This is a genomic window from Marinomonas sp. ef1 (genome assembly GCF_002806845.1).
GTDB classification, from domain to species: Bacteria; Pseudomonadota; Gammaproteobacteria; order Pseudomonadales; family Marinomonadaceae; genus Marinomonas; species Marinomonas polaris.
The window spans coordinates 220155-236853 of sequence record NZ_NHTT01000008.1 but is presented as its reverse complement, the minus strand read 5'-3'; the positions used below and the strand labels follow the sequence as shown (position 1 = coordinate 236853).

Sequence of the window (16699 nt, the reverse complement as noted above, 5' to 3'; positions counted from 1 at the left end):
AATTATGCAAAAGAGTGAATCACTTCATGCGATGCTATTTATAAAAAGTACACTAAATAATCACTATAGACGACTGCAATTTATTTAAGTTATTCACGCCGTACTAAAGCATTTTGTTTTTCAACTCTGTTTGAGCCTGTCGACGCAAAAACCAAAAGCCTAACGAAGCCGCGACAATACCCGAAATACTGCCCATGCCAATCGCCCATCGGGCACCAAATACATCAGCAATCCAACCAACCAAAGGCGCGCCTAGTGCGGTACTCCCTAACGCAGTTGCCAGAACCACAGCCATTACTCGGCCTCGATAACGTTTTTCCGTTGTAACCTGCATGTAAGACGCAGTAGAAGTGGTAAACAACTGCAAACTGAGCCCAAGGAAAATAAGCAGCACAGCAAACGCCCAAAACGACGTACTGATAGCAACCAAAAAGCAGCTAACAGCGAACATGGCTGCCACATAAATCATAAAGCGAAATGACGGCGAAGAGCGACGGCTCGCTGTCACCATAGCACCAGAAATAGAACCAATCGCCATCATTGAAATTAAGAAACCATATTGATCCGCGTGACCTTGAAATACATGCACCGTCATCGCAGATAGGTACACAGAGAAATTCATCCCTAAGCTACAAATCAAGAAAGACATTACCAATATGACGGCCATTTCTCGATGCTGCCAAATATAACGAAAACCATCAAAAAATTTCGCCATATCAGGTGTTGCTTTGCCGTTATCTGAAACAACAGCTGGCAGACGCGTTTTGAATTTATGGAGGGCAATTAATAACGGAATAAAAGACAACACATTGATCATAAATACCCAACCGCTGCCGATCAACGCAATCAATATCCCAGCAATAGCAGGCCCAACCAAACGAGCCGAGTTAAACGCCACCGAGTTTAACCCCACCGCGTTTGATAATTCTTTTTCACTGACAATATCAGACACAAAGGCGTGGCGCGCAGGCGCATCAAACGCAGCAACACAACCCAAAGCAAACGCACAAACGCAAACTTGCCACAACACCACTTGTCCACTCAGAACCAACACGCCCAGCACTAAAGCCAGTAGCGCCATTAAGGATTGAGTAATAAAGAGTAATTTACGTCGATCCATACGGTCTGCCGTCCAACCTGTAAGCGGCAATAAAAGAATTTGCGGGGCGAATTGCAAAAAGACCACCAAACCAACAGCCGAAGCATTTTTATCCGACAACTCAGCAATGACGATCCAGTCCTGAGCAGTACGTTGCAACCAAGCGCCAATATTCGAAATCGCCGCGCCACCAAACCAAAGCCGATAATTCGGATTGGATAGAGACCGAAATGTACTGCTCAATTCAAACTCCTTTGACTATTCAACGAAATATCCTTTTATCACTTAAAAAGTGTCATTTATTGGATATAACATAAGACAAACTAATAACAGAGAGTAAAAAAACATTTATTAAAGATACTTTCTTGTACAATTAACGAAGCACATCCTATCCTGTAAAACGACAGTAGATTTAAAGTTTCACAGTAATTCCACATTCAAAAAAATAATCAGCAGGTAACACATCGTGATCTTCAACAAAATGTCTCTAAAAACACAATTTATATCTGTGATCGCACTCCCCTGCCTTGTACTCTTGCTTGTCAGTTGGGCTGGTTTACGCGGCCTTTCTAGCGTGCAAGAACAAACAAAACAGCTTGCCCAAAACACCAGTGCACCAATGAGATCTCTTGCGGAAGTTGCTTCGCGCATTCCACGCATGCGTGTTGGTATCGATATTATTTTGCTGCAAGAAATTCCAGCTATGCAGGATAAACGAGGCGCACTCACTCGCGTAAAAGAAACCCGAGCAGAAGATATTCCTGAGATGGATATAGCTCTTAAACAAGCGTTGGATTCTCAAGTGAACCCTAAAATGCGCGCAGAAGTACAAAAGGTCATAGATATATTTGCTAAAGTCAAAAGCGATGAACTAGCTCCAATGCTAACGGCAATAGAAAATAATGACCTGACCACAGCTCAAGAAATATACAAAACAAAATACGCAGACAGCTATGGTGTAATGCGTAAAGCCGTCAACAAAATACTTGATGACTTACTTGAACAAGGTCAGCAAGGTTATGCTCAAAGCCAAGTAAATTACGAAAACAGTCGCAACAACATGATTGTCTTAATTATCTTAGCATTGTCGGCTTCTATTATCTTAGCTTGGCTAATGTTACGTCGTCTTAATAGCCGTGTCTCTTATCTTCAGCAACACATTTCAAGTGCCAGTGACAAACTTGACCTTGGCACCGTGATGAAACTAGATGGCAAAGATGAACTGAGCGACATTGCTCAGCACTTTAACCAATTTATTACCAAAGTACGTACCGCCATCGAAAACGTAGCCGAGAACTCGCGTCAGCTAGCTCACACCGCAAATGATGTCGCAGCGAAAGCCAAGGCGACGCACACTAACTGTCTAAATGAACGCGATCGTACTACTCAGATTGCCACGGCAATTCATGAAATGGGGGCTACGGTAGAAAACATCGCAGAAAATGCCTCTCAAGCTGCAAGAGCTGCACAAGAAGCCGATAAACAAGCCCATCAAGGTGCAGGATTGGTCGCACGCGCCCGCCAAGGCGTAACGGCGTTGTCTACAGAAATACAGCACATCAGTTCAGACATTGGTTCATTAGCAACGCAGACAGATTCGATTGGTAGCATCCTAGACACTATTCGTAGCATCTCTGAACAAACTAACCTGTTAGCCTTAAACGCTGCGATTGAAGCCGCTCGTGCTGGCGAACAAGGTCGAGGATTTGCAGTAGTTGCCGATGAAGTTCGAAACCTTGCAAGTCGCTCTGCCGCTTCCACTGATGAAATTCAAAAAATGATCGACAAGCTACAAGAGCAATCAGCGAAAACAGTCGCGACCATTCAATCTGGACAAGACCAAAGCACTACTGTAGTTGGTCAAGCAAACGAAGCAAACAGCTCGCTTGAACAAATCACCAAACATATTGGCCAGATTAGCGATATGAACATACAGGTTGCTACCGCCACAGAAGAGCAAGCGCTTGTGGTAAATGACATGAGCAAAAACGTCGAAGAGATTAACCAACTAACAACAGAAACTTCTGAGATAGCTGATGAACTGACAGCATCAAGTACTAACTTGCAAAAACTGTCTGTTCAACTTGATAAATTGGTTACCCAGTTCAAGCTTTAAAACAAACAGCCAATTGACAAGAAAACCATACAAACAAAAAAGGGAAGCCAAATGCTTCCCTTTCTTTTTGTGATCCTATTTACCAAGCAAGCCTCAATTTCAACTCGCTTTTTCGTTAGCAAGACAAGCCGCTGCGGTAAACAGTACATCCGTCGAGCTATTCAGCGCAGTCTCAGCGGAGTCCTGCAATACGCCGATAATGAAACCGACAGCAACAACCTGCATCGCAATCTCATTGGGAATATTAAATAAGCTACACGCCAATGGGATCAATAATAATGAACCACCAGCCACGCCCGATGCGCCACATGCAGACACAGCCGCTATCACACTAAGCAATAACGCCGTACCAAAATCCAATGTAATACCTAAAGTATTTACCGTCGCTAAAGTTAAAACCGTAATGGTAATCGCAGCGCCAGCCATATTAATGGTCGCGCCTAATGGAATAGACACAGAATAGGTATCTTCATCCAAGTCTAAACGCTTACACAGATCTAAGTTGACCGGAATGTTAGCTGCAGAGCTACGCGTAAAAAATGCCGTTACGCCACTTTCCTTTAAGCACTTAAAAACCAATGGGTAAGGGTTACGACGAATCTTCCAGAACACCAATAATGGATTGGTAACGAATGCAATAAACAACATAGCGCCAATTAATACAGCTAACAGATGAGAATACCCAAATAAGGCATCAAAACCAGTTTCTGCGATTGTACTAGCAACCAAGCCAAAGATCCCAAATGGTGCCAAGCGAATAATCACCGACACAATACTTGTCACACTGGTCGCTAAATGCTGCAACAATGCTTTTGTAGCTTCGGAGGCATGACGCAAACCCAATCCAAAGCCAATAGCCCAAGTCAATATGCCTACATAATTCCCCTGAACAAGTGCATTTACTGGGTTATCAACCATTTTAAATACTAGTGTACGCAGGACTTCCCCTACTCCCTGAGGCGCACTTTGGCTTAAGTCTGGAGCAACCAAATGCAGCTGTGTTGGAAACACAAAACTAAACACCACTGCCGTTAAAGCGGCAACAAACGTACCAAACAAATAAAGGACAAGTACCGGACGAATATGACTTTGTTGAGCTTGTTTATGATTAGCAATAGATGCCATTACCAATAAAAACACCAAAATCGGAGCAATAGCTTTTAGTGCTTTAACAAAAAAATCACCAAGTAAACTTGCCGATAAAGCGGTGTTAGGTGAAACGTATGCCAACACGACACCACAGATAATACCGATAGCAATTTGTAGTACTAAGCTACCGCGCAAATAACGCTGTAATATTGATGATTTATGATTTAACGTCATTTAAAAGGGGTCCATTGAAGTTTACGAAATCGCACCTTACTGCATCTCGCAAAAAAAATGAACCATTTTAGGGCGTTATTAAAGAAACTATTGCAAGATACCAACAAAGTTCGGCATTTAACCGATCATTCAACTTCCTCATTTTCTACTTAAAACAACACTTGTACTTAACTAACATTAGACCCATATTGCTTCCATATACAAACCTTACCAAGGAATTGAAATGTCGAATTTGTTAGATAAATTGAACTGGCGCTATGCCACTAAAAAAATGGACTCAAGCAAAGCCGTTGAGCAAGAAAAAGTAGACCGCATTCTAGAAGCGATTCGTCTTACAGCAACGTCAAGCGGACTTCAGCCATACGAAGTCATCGTAGTAAAAAACAAAGCATTACGTGAAGCCATCGTGCCTCACGCTTGGAACCAAGCGCAAATTACTGATGGTTCTCATCTATTAGTTTTTGCGGCATGGGACAACTACACAGAAGAACGCATCAACAAGATGTTCGACTTAGTAAACGACGAACGTGGCTTTAAAAACGAAGGCTGGGAAAACTACCGTCAAATGATTTTAGGCGCTTACCCTCCTCGCGAGGCCGAAGTGAATTACCAACACGCAGCCCGTCAAGCATACATCGGTCTTGGAACGGCATTAATCGCGGCCGCCGAAGAAGGCGTAGACAGCACACCAATGGAAGGTTTTGACCCTGCAAAAGTAGACGAAATTCTAGGTCTAACTGAACGTGGACTTCGCTCTGTGATTCTACTTCCTTTAGGTTACCGCGCAGATGAAGGTGACTGGTTAAAAGGCCTGAAAAAAGTACGTCGTTCAGCAGAAGACTTTATTACTGAAATGAACTAATTTGCTGTTTCGTTGAAACAACAAACCTAAAACGTCAGTCTTCTGGCGTTTTTTTATGTCCAATTTTTGAACTGGGCAAAAACCATGAAATAAAACATATTTGATAAAAAATAATGGCCCAAATAGAGCAAAACTTGCGTATGTTAATAGCATTAAAACGATCTAACAGCCCAAGGACAAAGCATGACAAAGTATTTAGGACTATTATTTATCGCCCTATTTTTAAGCGCTTGCTCTTCTAACGATAGCTGGCGCACCGCAAGCCGAGAACCCGCAGGCATAGCCCCATCACCCGAAGAAGAAAAAGACGCTGTTATCGAATTTTATGCCGCCGACGCTTTCAGCTGGCGCGGTTGGTTTGCAGTCCATACTTGGGTGGCAACCAAAGAGAAGAACGCGGCCGAATATACTGTTCATGAAGTCGTTGGTTGGAGAGTAGATAGAGGACTTCCAGCCTTATCTGAATATAAAACCACAACGCCAGATCGCTATTGGTTTGGCGCAAAACCAGAGAAAGTTCTTTCAATTATTGGCCCAAAAGCGGAAGCATTGATTCCAAAAATCAACGAAGCAGTGAAACGTTATCCTTGGGCAAACGAATACACGGTATTCCCTGGTCCAAACAGCAACACCTTCCCAACCTGGATTGGCTTACAAGTCCCAGAACTCAATCTTGATATGCCTTTTAATGCTATCGGCAGCGGTTACGCAGACAACTAACCTAACGATTAATTTCCGAGAGGTGAGCTTCTCGGAAATTAAGTCAGTATTTAGAAAGCTGCCATATTGACCCGCCATACCCCTTAGGCTACGTTTTCTCCATGGAAAACGAAGCGCGCTGATCTTGTTGTTAAAGCGAACTCTCCAACCAAACTTTTAGCCTAAGGTTCCAGCCTAGGTAACAATAATCCGAACTCGTCGTTTTTCACGAGCACGTCTTACAAGGCAAAAATATGGTCATGAATTTCGCTTTTGAAGCACAAAAAACACAACAGCGTTTGTTAGCCGAATTAGATTTTAGCCAACTGACTTCTCAACAAAAAGCGATCTTCGTTAAGCGATTAGAGAACGGTTTTGCACCACTCTTCGAACAGCTTTTCCCGCTTTATGGAAAGTGCTTCGACCTGCATTATCATCTCAAGGTGTTGCTACAATCCTTTATCGATTTTCATAAGAAAAAACGCCCTGCCCAAATCAAAGACAAATCAGAGTTCTGGTTCGAATCCAATCAAAATGTCGGCATTGCCGTATATGTGGATTTATTAGCTGACGACCTCAGCTCTCTAATCGACAAGATCTCTTATTTTGAATCCTTAGGAATTAACTATGTGCATCTAATGCCGCTTTATTTAGCTCCAGAAGGCAACAGTGACGGCGGTTATGCGATTTCAGATTACCGTACCGTGTCACCTAATTTGGGCACTAACAAAGACCTAAAAGACCTTGCTTCCGCGCTACACAAAAAAGGCATACGCATGGTGTTGGATTTTGTGTTTAATCACACATCAGACGAACATCGTTGGGCCGAAGCTGCAAAATCAGGTGACCAAGAGTTCCAAGGCTACTACTACTTCATGGGCGAGCAAGACGCCATGGAATACAACCAAACCGTACGCGAAATATTTCCTCAAATTCGTCGCGGTAGTTTCACCTATTTACCTGAATTAGACAGCCATGTCTGGACGACCTTTAACTCATTCCAATGGGATTTAAACTATTCCAATCCGGCGGTTTTTGTCGCTGTCGTCGAAGAAATGTTACATCTAATTTTAAACGGTTGTGATGTCTTACGACTCGACGCCTTAGCCTTTGTCTGGAAAGAGAAAGGAACAGTGTGTGAGAACTTACCTAAGGCTCACAACCTGATCAAAGCTTTCAAAGCCTGCTTGGACATCGCAGCACCACAAGTCGTCTTTAAATCCGAAGCTATTGTTCACCCAGATGAAGTCAATAAATACATTGGCGCCGATGAATGCACGCTGTCTTACAACCCTCTAATGATGGCCTTGTTATGGGAAAGTTTAGCGACACGCCAAACCAACTTGTTGTACCAATCTCTTGAGCGCAGCTTCGCGATTCCAGAGCATACGACTTGGATCAACTATATCCGCTGTCATGACGATATTGGTTGGTTATGGGATGACGCCATTTCTGATCGTCTTGGCATTGATGGGATTGGTCATCGTCGCTTCTTGAATCAATTCTATACTGGCCAATTCGAAGGCTCTTTTGCTGCAGGTGTGCCGTTTCAAGAGAACCCAGTGAATGGCGATTGCCGTGTTTGTGGTACCTTGGCGTCTCTTGCGGGCGTGGAAAATGCCATCGCTGCAAACGATCCATTGTTGCTTGATCATGCTATCAGACGCATACGAGTGCTCAACGGTATCAACTTCGCTATGCCGGGCATTCCATTGCTATATCAAGGTGACGATCTTGGCGTGCTTAATAATGATGATTACCTAAACGACCCGACAAAAGTAGACGATAGCCGCTGGGTGCACCGTAAGAAGCTCACCAAGGACGATTTCGCTCTTGCTGATAACGTTGAGACACCGCAGGGTAAAATCGCTCAGCTGATCCGAGAGATGATTAAAATCCGCAAATCTAATCCACTTTTCGCTGCGCAGGAATTTGAATTGGTTTCCCTAGGCAACGAACATGTATTTGCTTTCAAACGACAAATGAACGACAAAACACTATTAGTCATCGCCAACATGAGCGAACACCTAGTACCGCTCGAACACCTACCACTTGGGAAATCACTAAGCGAACTGATCGGACAAGACACAGCAATGAACTTGTTAAACAAGGAATTCATTGATTTGCCATCGTTAAGCCTCATTGAACCGTTAGATATTCTTTGGTTGGTTAATAACTAAGTGCTTTCTCACGGATACAAAAAAGCGGATTGATAGAAATATCAATCCGCTTTTTAATTGCTCTGTGCTCGGTTAGGGTTAGTGCTTGGTTGAACCCGGATTTGGTATAAAATTAATCACCATTTCTTCCGCTTGAGGAGCGCTACTATGAGGCGTATTCACTCGCGTTGGAATCTCAGTTGGCTGTGACTGTATTACCGTAGATTGCTCATCCGTGTAACCACAGGAAATACACTCACGATATTGCTTTTCAACATCATCGTCGCGCCATGCGCGAATCTTATCCATCTCACTACAACGAGGGCACACAGCCCCTGCAATAAAGCGTTTTACTGTCATAACCCAACTACCTTTAAAAAAATAACGCCATAGTACGACGCCATAAAAAAGCAGCGTCTAATCATCAGATAAGACGCTGCTTCCTTGCAGAATAAAAACTTAAGCTGCGATACCGCTGTGTCTTAACAAGGCATCTGTACTCGGTTCACGACCACGGAATTCAGCGAATAATTCCGCTGCTGGACGAGAACCACCATTGGCTAATATGGTATCACGGAAGCGTGCGCCGGTATCTTTATTGAAGATGCCGTCTTCTTCGAATTTCGAGAACGCATCGGCTGACAAGACTTCCGCCCATTTATAGCTGTAGTAACCCGCCGCGTAACCACCCGCAAAAATATGCGAGAAGCTAGTTTGGAAACGGTTAAATTCAGGTGGCGTAGTAACAGCGACTTTGCTGCGTACGTCGTTGATAACGGATTGAACAGAAATGCCTTTTTGGTATTCCATGTGCAAACGGAAATCGAACAAAGAAAACTCCAGCTGGCGCATCATCTGCATACCAGATTGGAAGTTCTTCGCTGCCAGCATCTTATCTAACAAGTCTTGAGGCAATGGTTCGCCCGTTTCGTAATGTCCTGCGATGTGGGCAAGCGCTTCTGGCTCGTAACACCAGTTTTCCATAAATTGACTTGGCAACTCGACGGCATCCCATGCCACACCATTAATACCGGATACGGATGAAACGTCCACTTGGGTCAACATGTGATGCAAACCATGACCAAATTCATGGAACAAGGTGGTGACTTCATCGTGAGTCAACAAGGCTGGCTTAGCGCCAATTGGTGGTGTGAAGTTACACACAAGATACGCAATCGGTAGCTGCAGACGATTGTCGCTCAAACGACGACGAGTACGACAAGAATCCATCCATGCACCACCGCGTTTTGCTTCGCGAGCATAAGGATCTAGATAGAAACGAGAAACGTCTTCGCCGTCTTTGCTGATAGTGAAAAGTTGCAAGTCTTTGTTATAGCTATCAAATTCTTTTTCTTCGCGAATATCCACGCCAAATAAGGTTTGTGCCACGTGAAACAATCCGGACAAAACCTTATTCATTGGGAAGTAAGGACGCAGCTCTTCTTGAGAGATACTGTACTTATGCTGACGCAATTTTTCCGCGTAGTAAGTCATGTCCCACGCGTTCAATTTTTCTACGCCATTTTCGTCTTTTGCAAACGCGGTTAACTGTGCAAGATCTTGTTCTGCCGAGCTTTTTGACTTTTTAGCTAAATCTTCCAAGAAGTCGATAACCTGCTGTCCGTTGTCAGCCATCTTAGTGGCAACCGACAATTCAGCGTAATTATCAAAACCAAGAATATGTGCCATTTCATGACGCAATGCCAAAATCTCGTCGATCAAAGGTGCGTTATTGAATTTGATGTCTCCACCTTGATCAGAAGCGCGAGTGGCGAAAGCTCGATACATTTCTTCGCGCAAAACGGCGTTGTCAGCATAGCTCATTACAGGCATGTACGATGGGAAGTCTAAGGTGAACAACCAACCGTCTTTTTCTTTAGCTTCGGCCATTTGCTTCGCTTGTGCTAGTGCTGACTCCGGTAATCCAGACAATTCACTTTCGTCGGTGATTAACTTGCTCCACGATTGCGTCGCATCCAACACGTTTTCACCAAACTGGCTACCCAATTCAGACAAACGCTGGCTTATCTCGCCGTAACGTTTTTTGGCGTCGCCTTCTAGACCAACACCTGACAATTCGAAGTCACGGATGGTTTGGGTCAAAGCTTCACTTTGTGGTTGTGTTAGCGTTTTTGCTGCATCGCTTTGCGCAAGCGTTTTGTAGGCTTGGTACAGGGCTTTGTTTTGCCCAAGATCCGTATAAAACTGAGTCAATTTTGGCAAACAAGCGTTATAAGCAGCACGCAGCTCTGGAGTGTTTTTTACTGAGTTCAAATGGCCAATCGGAGACCAGAAATTATTTAGGTCATCGTGCAGTTGATCCAATGGTAAAACAAGGCTTTGCCATGTTGGATTGGTATTTTCACTCACACAGGCGTCGATGGCTTCTTGGTTGTGCTTTAGTAGTTTCTCTAGATCCGCTTCGATGTTCGCAACATCGACATCGGTAAAATTCGGTAAGCTGGTCGCGTCCCATACAGACTGTGACATATCATGATATCCTTTTATATTAATTGAACGCTGTATTGCATTGATCAATACTATGCTTACTAAGATAGGTTGTCTTAACACTTTTTCAATGCATAAAAGCCTATTGTGTTAATAGTTCCTTCATTTATTAGTACATTCTATTAAGAAGCCCCCCTTTAAGAGAGGATTTATGGTGATGAAATCTTTCCGTGGTAAAACACCACAACTTGGCGATCGTGTTTGGGTCGATGACAGTGCTGTAATTATTGGCGATGTAACCATTGGCGAAGACAGTTCAGTATGGCCTTTGGTTGCGATTCGTGGCGACATGCACCGCATTCGTATTGGTGCTCGTACCAGTGTTCAAGACAACTCCTGTTTGCATATTACTCACGCCAGCGACTATAAGCCAGAAGGCCATCCTCTGACCATTGGCGACGACGTCACCGTGGGTCACATGGCGATGTTACACGGCTGTACGATTGGCAGCAGAGTATTGGTTGGCATGGGAACCACCATCCTTGATGGCGCTGTAATTGAAGACGAAGTCATCATAGGCGCAGGCTCTTTGGTGCCACCCGGCAAGCGTTTAGAAACGGGCTTTATGTACATGGGTTCTCCTGTGAAACAAATCCGTCCACTCAACGACAAAGAAATCGAATATTTTCAGTATGCCGGACTTAACTACGTCAAACTGAAAGATGAATACTTGGCAGAAGCAGCAGCGAGCAAATAGACAAATTAAAATCATGGTTGAATGGTAATAAATACCAGACGAATATCGTCTAACAATCAGACAAACAACCCGAGGCTTAAATGACCAATGCGAACCTCTCTGTTGAGATGGATTCTTCAGCAGCAGTTAACATCTTTCAGGATGCTGTTTTTATTGAAGAGTTGCGCACGCAGATGCTGAAGTTCGCCAGGCTTCAAGTACGAGACAATCAATTAGCCGAAGACGCAGTACAAGAAGCCATGTTCTCTGCGTATCAAAATAGTGATCGTTTTGCGCGACAAGCGGCGTTTAAGACTTGGGTATTTTCCATATTGAAGAACAAGATCATCGATTTATTGCGTAAGGAAAAACGCCATACGGCAGCCAGTCAGCTCGAAGAGGGGCCCAATCTAAGCGGTGAAGCGTTAATCGAGCACTTGTTCGAGGAAAATGGCCATTGGCAAAAAGACGAGCGTCCTAAAAAATGGGATCAGCCAGAGCATGGTGTTGAAAACGAGCACTTCTGGCGTATTTTCGATGCTTGTTTGGATGCTTTACCAGCCAAATATGGTCGATTATTTATGATGCGCGAATTTCTCGAAATGGATACACCTGAGATTTGTCATAACGAAGATGTGTCGGTAAGCAGCCTAAATGTCACTTTATATCGTGCTCGTCTACGTTTACGGGAATGTTTAGAAGATCACTGGTTTCAAAAGGAGAAGTCGTAAATGATAAAATGCAAACAAGCGACCCAAATGCTCTCGGAGAAACTCGATCGCACGTTATCCGCCAAAGAAAAAATAAACTTGACCATGCACACTGCAATTTGCACTCCTTGTCGTCAGTTTGGAAAACAAATGGAGACCATTCGCGAATTATCAAAATCCTATACCAAAGCAAAAAAGCCAGATGAAAAGTAATACTCATCTGGCCTCGGAACGACGCTTAGGAATTCAAGCTCGCCAGTGTTTTTTTATAAAAAGCGAAAGCGTCCATCGCTCCTTTTATAGCCAGAGCTTCTTGCTCTTCCGTTAGCGACAAAGCGTCTAACTGAGCAACAAACTTACGCCAATGCGGCGCTCGTCCTTCAGGATGTGCTGCTAAATGCCTAGCGCCATGGTCTGCATCAAAGCTCAATTTCTGTGTTTCTTTATACAAAAATGCTGCACCAATATTCGACCCTTCACTGCAATAAAGCCATCCAATCGCCTGATACAGATCTGTGACGCTTGTTAATAATGATGAATCCACCACATCCGTATTTAAGCCTAAATCTAAAAGGTCAGACTCAACAGCAGACAACCTAGGTAATTCAGCTAATCCAGGGAACAATGCCTGCAGGTCATCATGCTGGTACAAAGGCGCAACAGATAAATGAAAAATATGCTGTAAACGCAAAAATTTTCTGTAATTTTCTTCGTTTGCAAATGGCTCTGACTGCATCACCAGTGAATCGACACTATCGTGATTAGTACGCGTAGAATATTTTAAACGCTTTGCAAATGTCAGTGTATCTTGGTCTTTTTCTATTGTTTGCATATCTGGCCTCATTTAAAAATCCATCTTATTTAATGATAAAAACTTACCTTCCAAATGACCACTTCATTTATATTAAGAAAAGCTAACATTCTTTTGTTAAATTTTTAACTTCTGTTGGCCTAGACCACATCCATAAAAAGCCAACAAACATCCCTGATAAAGCAAAAAACAAAACGTATGAATTAACTCCGCTATATACTAATAAACAGGCACATAAAAACATGCTTATTGATGATATCACTTTATTGCTTCTAGAAATCACCTTGCCATTATTCCAATTATAAAGAACAGGACCTGTAAATCGATTATTATGCAAAAACCGATAAATCCTAGGGGAACCTTTTGATGATGACCAAGCACAAAGTAATATAAACTCGGTAGCAGGAATACCAGGAACCATCACACCTACAAACGCCATTATCAAGCTAAGAAAAGCAATAACTTGATACATGAAGGTTTTACTTTTTACAAACATGAATTCAATTCCAGAAAACATTATTTATTAGCATTTAATCTATTAAGTATTAATAAATAAAATATCAATCCGAATTATTAACAGTCATTCCCTCTAATAACTCAACCATTAATGTATTAAGAATGCTTAATAAACAAAAGCTAGCTCTTTGCCTGTCAGTTGCTAGGATGGTCAATCCTTGCAGAAAAAAACAACTAAGATTGTAAGGAAGAAGGAAGGCTAAAAAAACAAAACACACGATATTGATAACCATTATCAATTGATGCTAGTATGCTGATGCTGTTTCGAACACTCATTACCATTTTTACTCTATAGAGATAAGAAGATATGCGAATTCTCGTTGTTGAAGATGATGCTTCCGTTAGCCATTGGATTAGCAGCAAGCTGCATGTATCAGGTCATATATGCAAGCTAGTAGATAATGGTGAAGACGCATTGAAGCTGATTAAGAAAGAAGTTTTTGATGTCATTTTATTGGATCGTGTCCTCCCTAAACTAGACGGTATCCAGTTGCTTGGTTTACTTGGTAATACTCCTCACCCACCTATACTTATTCTGTCGGCGAACGATCAAATATCGGATCGAATAGAAGGTCTCAGAGCAGGGGCGGATGACTACCTCGGCAAACCATTTGATTTTACCGAGCTACTTTTACGCCTAGAACGATTGTACTTCCGTACCAAAAAAGTAGCTTCAAGCAATCTTATAAAAATCAAAGATATGATGATAAATCTTGAATTACACGAAGTAACTCGTTCAGGACAAAAGATTGACTTAACCAACAAAGAATTCAAATTACTCTATGTACTTGCCGAACATCCAGGACAAACCGTTACTCGCAGCATGTTGTTAGAAAAAGCATGGGGATATCACTTCGACCCACAAACTAACATCCTAGATGTTCACCTTTCCAAATTAAGACATAAGCTAGATGGTGGATCTAAAAATCCAATCATTCGAACTATTCGTTCAGTTGGTTATGCTTTAGGATGATTCTGTGTTTATTAAATCGTTGTCCCATAGTAGCAGCTTTAGGCAAGCTACTATCATTGCCTTTATTTGCTTATTGATATCTTCTGCTTCTATTTTTATTTGTGACTACATTTTAGACAACATCATGAAAAGTCATGTTAAAAATATGATTTTTGAAAATATAGAAAATCAAAAATTAAATAATAAATTTAACAGCAGCAATGATTTATCAATACAATTAAAAAATGAAAACTATAAAGAAAGCAGAAAAGATCACTTCACCTTTATTTTTGACGCTTATGGAAAAGTTTTATTAGGAAATAAGCAGAACGTATCAGATAGTCAAATCCAATACTTACAAAAACACAATATAAATTCGCCAGATATTGTCTCGTTAAAAAATAATAATGTCGAGTTATTAGGACTATTAGTGCCTTTAACAGATGGCGGTATGTATTTTAACGCATACAACGTAAAACCAATGAACCAACAAACTCAAATAATATCTCTTATGACAGGTGTTGGGCTGCTGGCAATACAACTCATGATTTTAGTAATTAGCCTACGCTTTAGTCGACACAATCTCTACCGCGTTAATCATATCATTGACACCCTAGAGCAATATGCTAGTGGTAAACACAACGTTAGAGTTAACTCAAACGACAATAAAGATGAATTCGACCAACTGAGTCAAGAAATTAATATTGTACTTGAACGCACTCAGAGGCTAATGGGAGAAGTTCGAGACATCACTAGTCATGTTGCACATGAACTAAGAACACCACTCACTCGCCTGCAGCATAAGTTGATCAACTTATCAGAACGTGTAGGAGGAAAAGAGCTCAACGAGCTCGAGCAAGCAATTAAAGAAACCGAGCAAATACAAATACTTTTTCGCTCTATCATGCGACTTTCTGAAGTCGAAACAGGACAAGTTAGCCATCAAAAAGACAACATTAATGCTTATGACATATTGCATGAAGTTTATGAGTATTATCAGCCATTAGCAGAAAATTATGGAATTAACATAAAGCTCGAAGCACAAAAAAAACATGTTTTTTGTGCTGATAAAATCCTTATTTTTCAAGCTATTGCAAACCTATTAGATAACGCTATTAAGTACGCGCCAGAAAGTGAAACTATAACTCTTAAAATAGATTCATCATTGGGGAATACCTTTATAAAAGTCTCAGATCAAGGTAAAGGTATCCCAGAAGAGAGTCTGCATTTTGTCACTCAGAGATTCAAAAGGCTTTCTTCCAAAAAGGACGTATTCGGGCACGGATTAGGACTGACTCTGATCCGAGCTATAGTCTCTTTGCATAATGGCGAGTTGGTTTTAACCAATACGCACCCAGGACTCTGTGCTTGTATTAAAATTCGTTCAAATAAAACGACTTCATAGCATTTAAGAAAAATACAAAAGGCCACTTTGGTTTCCCAAGGTGGCCTTCATCTAAGCTTTAAAAACCTAACGCAAGCGCTTAAACGGCAAAGTATAAGCAATCAAGAATAACAAGGCAGCGCACACAACAACACTTGGGCCAGTTGGTGTATCCCAACGATAAGACGCCCACAAACCACCGCAAACAGCCAAACAACCAATCAAGCTAGCAAACGATGCCATTTGTACTGGGGTACTCGATAACTTACGCGCCGTCGCAGCGGGAATAATCATCAAAGACGTAATCAACAAGACACCGACGATTTTCATCGCTACCGCAATTACCAAAGCCACCAGCAACATCAGCAATAGACGAATCGCTTCGACCGGATAACCTTCTACCTTGGCCAACTCTTCATTAACCGTGACCGCCAACAGAGGTTTCCAAAATGTGACTAATAACGCAATGACCGCAAAACCACCGCCGTAAATCCAGTAAACATCGGCTTGGTTAATCGCCAGCAAATCACCAAACAAATACGCCATTAAATCAATACGAATATTGTCGAGGAAGCTCACCGCCACCAAACCAAGCGACAAGGCCGAATGTGCGAGAATCCCTAACAAGGTATCCGTCGCGATAATGTGTTTTTTCTGCAAGGTCACCAACACCAAGGCCAAACCAACGCACAGAACGATAATCGCAAGGTTCAAATTGATGTCTAATAAAAAGCCTAACGCCACACCTAATAGCGCAGAATGCGCCAAGGTATCACCGAAATACGCCATGCGTCGCCAAACAACAAACGCGCCTAATGGCCCTGCGACCGCGGCCACACCCAATCCGCCTAACAAGGCTCTGAGCAAAAGATCTAACATGCTAT

At 42.3% G+C, this 16699-nt stretch carries 16 protein-coding genes; 9 read left to right on the top strand and 7 right to left on the bottom strand.

Annotation, left to right across the window (positions count from 1 at the left end):
• Positions 1-103: 103 nt before the first annotated feature.
• Positions 104-1342 (bottom strand): MFS transporter, encoded by a 1239-nt coding sequence (locus tag CCS02_RS13490; protein ID WP_100186186.1) that lies wholly within the window; start codon positions 1340-1342, stop codon positions 104-106.
• Positions 1343-1565: 223 nt separating this feature from the next.
• Between CCS02_RS13490 and CCS02_RS13485 the strand changes: the two genes are divergently transcribed.
• Positions 1566-3215, top strand: coding sequence for a methyl-accepting chemotaxis protein (locus tag CCS02_RS13485; RefSeq protein ID WP_198432034.1), 1650 nt, complete (start codon positions 1566-1568; stop codon positions 3213-3215).
• Positions 3216-3314: 99 nt separating this feature from the next.
• Here CCS02_RS13485 and sstT read toward each other — a convergent pair whose 3' ends face one another.
• Positions 3315-4538: a serine/threonine transporter SstT gene (gene sstT / locus CCS02_RS13480; RefSeq protein ID WP_072838480.1), complete on the bottom strand. Its 1224-nt coding sequence runs from the start codon at positions 4536-4538 to the stop codon at positions 3315-3317.
• Positions 4539-4761: 223 nt separating this feature from the next.
• Here sstT and CCS02_RS13475 point away from each other — a divergent pair, with 223 nt between their 5' ends.
• The 3 genes from CCS02_RS13475 (at position 4762) to CCS02_RS13465 (ending at position 8279) form a co-directional block, all read left to right on the top strand.
• A complete protein-coding gene (locus tag CCS02_RS13475; protein ID WP_072838481.1) occupies positions 4762-5400 on the top strand; it encodes an NAD(P)H-dependent oxidoreductase in 639 nt (212 codons plus the stop codon).
• A 183-nt stretch (positions 5401-5583) separates the two neighbouring features.
• Positions 5584-6120 carry a DUF3750 domain-containing protein gene (locus tag CCS02_RS13470; RefSeq protein ID WP_100636846.1) on the top strand — a complete coding sequence of 179 codons (537 nt, stop codon included), beginning with the start codon at positions 5584-5586 and terminating at the stop codon, positions 6118-6120.
• A 233-nt stretch (positions 6121-6353) separates the two neighbouring features.
• Positions 6354-8279, top strand: a complete 1926-nt coding sequence (locus tag CCS02_RS13465; RefSeq protein WP_100636845.1) for an amylosucrase — start codon at positions 6354-6356, stop codon at positions 8277-8279.
• A 78-nt stretch (positions 8280-8357) separates the two neighbouring features.
• On the opposite strand, the gene CCS02_RS13460 is transcribed toward CCS02_RS13465, so the two are convergent.
• Entirely contained in the window at positions 8358-8618 is a 261-nt protein-coding gene (locus tag CCS02_RS13460; protein WP_100186191.1) for a YheV family putative zinc ribbon protein, read from the bottom strand.
• A gap of 99 nt (positions 8619-8717) precedes the next feature.
• Positions 8718-10748: an oligopeptidase A gene (prlC, locus tag CCS02_RS13455; RefSeq protein ID WP_100636844.1), complete on the bottom strand. Its 2031-nt coding sequence runs from the start codon at positions 10746-10748 to the stop codon at positions 8718-8720.
• Between the two features lie 169 nt (positions 10749-10917).
• Between prlC and CCS02_RS13450 the strand changes: the two genes are divergently transcribed.
• From CCS02_RS13450 to CCS02_RS13440, 3 genes are all read left to right on the top strand, one after another.
• Entirely contained in the window at positions 10918-11463 is a 546-nt protein-coding gene (locus CCS02_RS13450) for a gamma carbonic anhydrase family protein (protein WP_072838484.1), read from the top strand.
• A gap of 80 nt (positions 11464-11543) precedes the next feature.
• Positions 11544-12173, top strand: a complete 630-nt coding sequence (locus CCS02_RS13445) for an RNA polymerase factor sigma-70 (RefSeq protein WP_100636843.1) — start codon at positions 11544-11546, stop codon at positions 12171-12173.
• Positions 12174-12365, top strand: a complete 192-nt coding sequence (locus CCS02_RS13440; protein ID WP_072838486.1) for a zf-HC2 domain-containing protein — start codon at positions 12174-12176, stop codon at positions 12363-12365.
• A gap of 25 nt (positions 12366-12390) precedes the next feature.
• On the opposite strand, the gene CCS02_RS13435 is transcribed toward CCS02_RS13440, so the two are convergent.
• Together CCS02_RS13435 and CCS02_RS13430 are read right to left on the bottom strand one after the other, a co-directional pair.
• Entirely contained in the window at positions 12391-12984 is a 594-nt protein-coding gene (locus CCS02_RS13435) for a biliverdin-producing heme oxygenase (protein ID WP_100636873.1), read from the bottom strand.
• 82 nt (positions 12985-13066) lie between these two features.
• Positions 13067-13459, bottom strand: a complete 393-nt coding sequence (locus tag CCS02_RS13430) for a YbaN family protein (protein ID WP_100636842.1) — start codon at positions 13457-13459, stop codon at positions 13067-13069.
• Positions 13460-13786: 327 nt separating this feature from the next.
• Here CCS02_RS13430 and CCS02_RS13425 point away from each other — a divergent pair, with 327 nt between their 5' ends.
• A complete protein-coding gene (locus CCS02_RS13425) occupies positions 13787-14452 on the top strand; it encodes a response regulator transcription factor (protein ID WP_072838488.1) in 666 nt (221 codons plus the stop codon).
• 4 nt (positions 14453-14456) lie between these two features.
• Entirely contained in the window at positions 14457-15836 is a 1380-nt protein-coding gene (locus CCS02_RS13420) for a sensor histidine kinase (RefSeq protein ID WP_100636841.1), read from the top strand.
• A 66-nt stretch (positions 15837-15902) separates the two neighbouring features.
• Here the strand turns inward: CCS02_RS13420 and znuB are convergent, their stop codons facing one another.
• Positions 15903-16694, bottom strand: coding sequence for a zinc ABC transporter permease subunit ZnuB (znuB, locus tag CCS02_RS13415; RefSeq protein ID WP_072838490.1), 792 nt, complete (start codon positions 16692-16694; stop codon positions 15903-15905).
• Positions 16695-16699: the final 5 nt, after the last annotated feature.

Excerpts from the sequence above, each read along its gene's own strand:
- sstT (WP_072838480.1), bottom strand. The coding sequence starts at position 4,538 with ATGACGTTAAATCATAAATCATCAATATTACAGCGTTATTTGCGCGGT.
- CCS02_RS13475 (WP_072838481.1), top strand. The coding sequence starts at position 4,762 with ATGTCGAATTTGTTAGATAAATTGAACTGGCGCTATGCCACTAAAAAA.
- CCS02_RS13470 (WP_100636846.1), top strand. The coding sequence starts at position 5,584 with ATGACAAAGTATTTAGGACTATTATTTATCGCCCTATTTTTAAGCGCT.
- CCS02_RS13465 (WP_100636845.1), top strand. The coding sequence starts at position 6,354 with ATGGTCATGAATTTCGCTTTTGAAGCACAAAAAACACAACAGCGTTTG.
- CCS02_RS13460 (WP_100186191.1), bottom strand. The coding sequence starts at position 8,618 with ATGACAGTAAAACGCTTTATTGCAGGGGCTGTGTGCCCTCGTTGTAGT.
- prlC (WP_100636844.1), bottom strand. The coding sequence starts at position 10,748 with ATGTCACAGTCTGTATGGGACGCGACCAGCTTACCGAATTTTACCGAT.
- CCS02_RS13450 (WP_072838484.1), top strand. The coding sequence starts at position 10,918 with ATGGTGATGAAATCTTTCCGTGGTAAAACACCACAACTTGGCGATCGT.
- CCS02_RS13445 (WP_100636843.1), top strand. The coding sequence starts at position 11,544 with ATGACCAATGCGAACCTCTCTGTTGAGATGGATTCTTCAGCAGCAGTT.
- CCS02_RS13440 (WP_072838486.1), top strand. The coding sequence starts at position 12,174 with ATGATAAAATGCAAACAAGCGACCCAAATGCTCTCGGAGAAACTCGAT.
- CCS02_RS13435 (WP_100636873.1), bottom strand. The coding sequence starts at position 12,984 with ATGCAAACAATAGAAAAAGACCAAGATACACTGACATTTGCAAAGCGT.
- CCS02_RS13430 (WP_100636842.1), bottom strand. The coding sequence starts at position 13,459 with ATGTTTGTAAAAAGTAAAACCTTCATGTATCAAGTTATTGCTTTTCTT.
- CCS02_RS13425 (WP_072838488.1), top strand. The coding sequence starts at position 13,787 with ATGCGAATTCTCGTTGTTGAAGATGATGCTTCCGTTAGCCATTGGATT.
- znuB (WP_072838490.1), bottom strand. The coding sequence starts at position 16,694 with ATGTTAGATCTTTTGCTCAGAGCCTTGTTAGGCGGATTGGGTGTGGCC.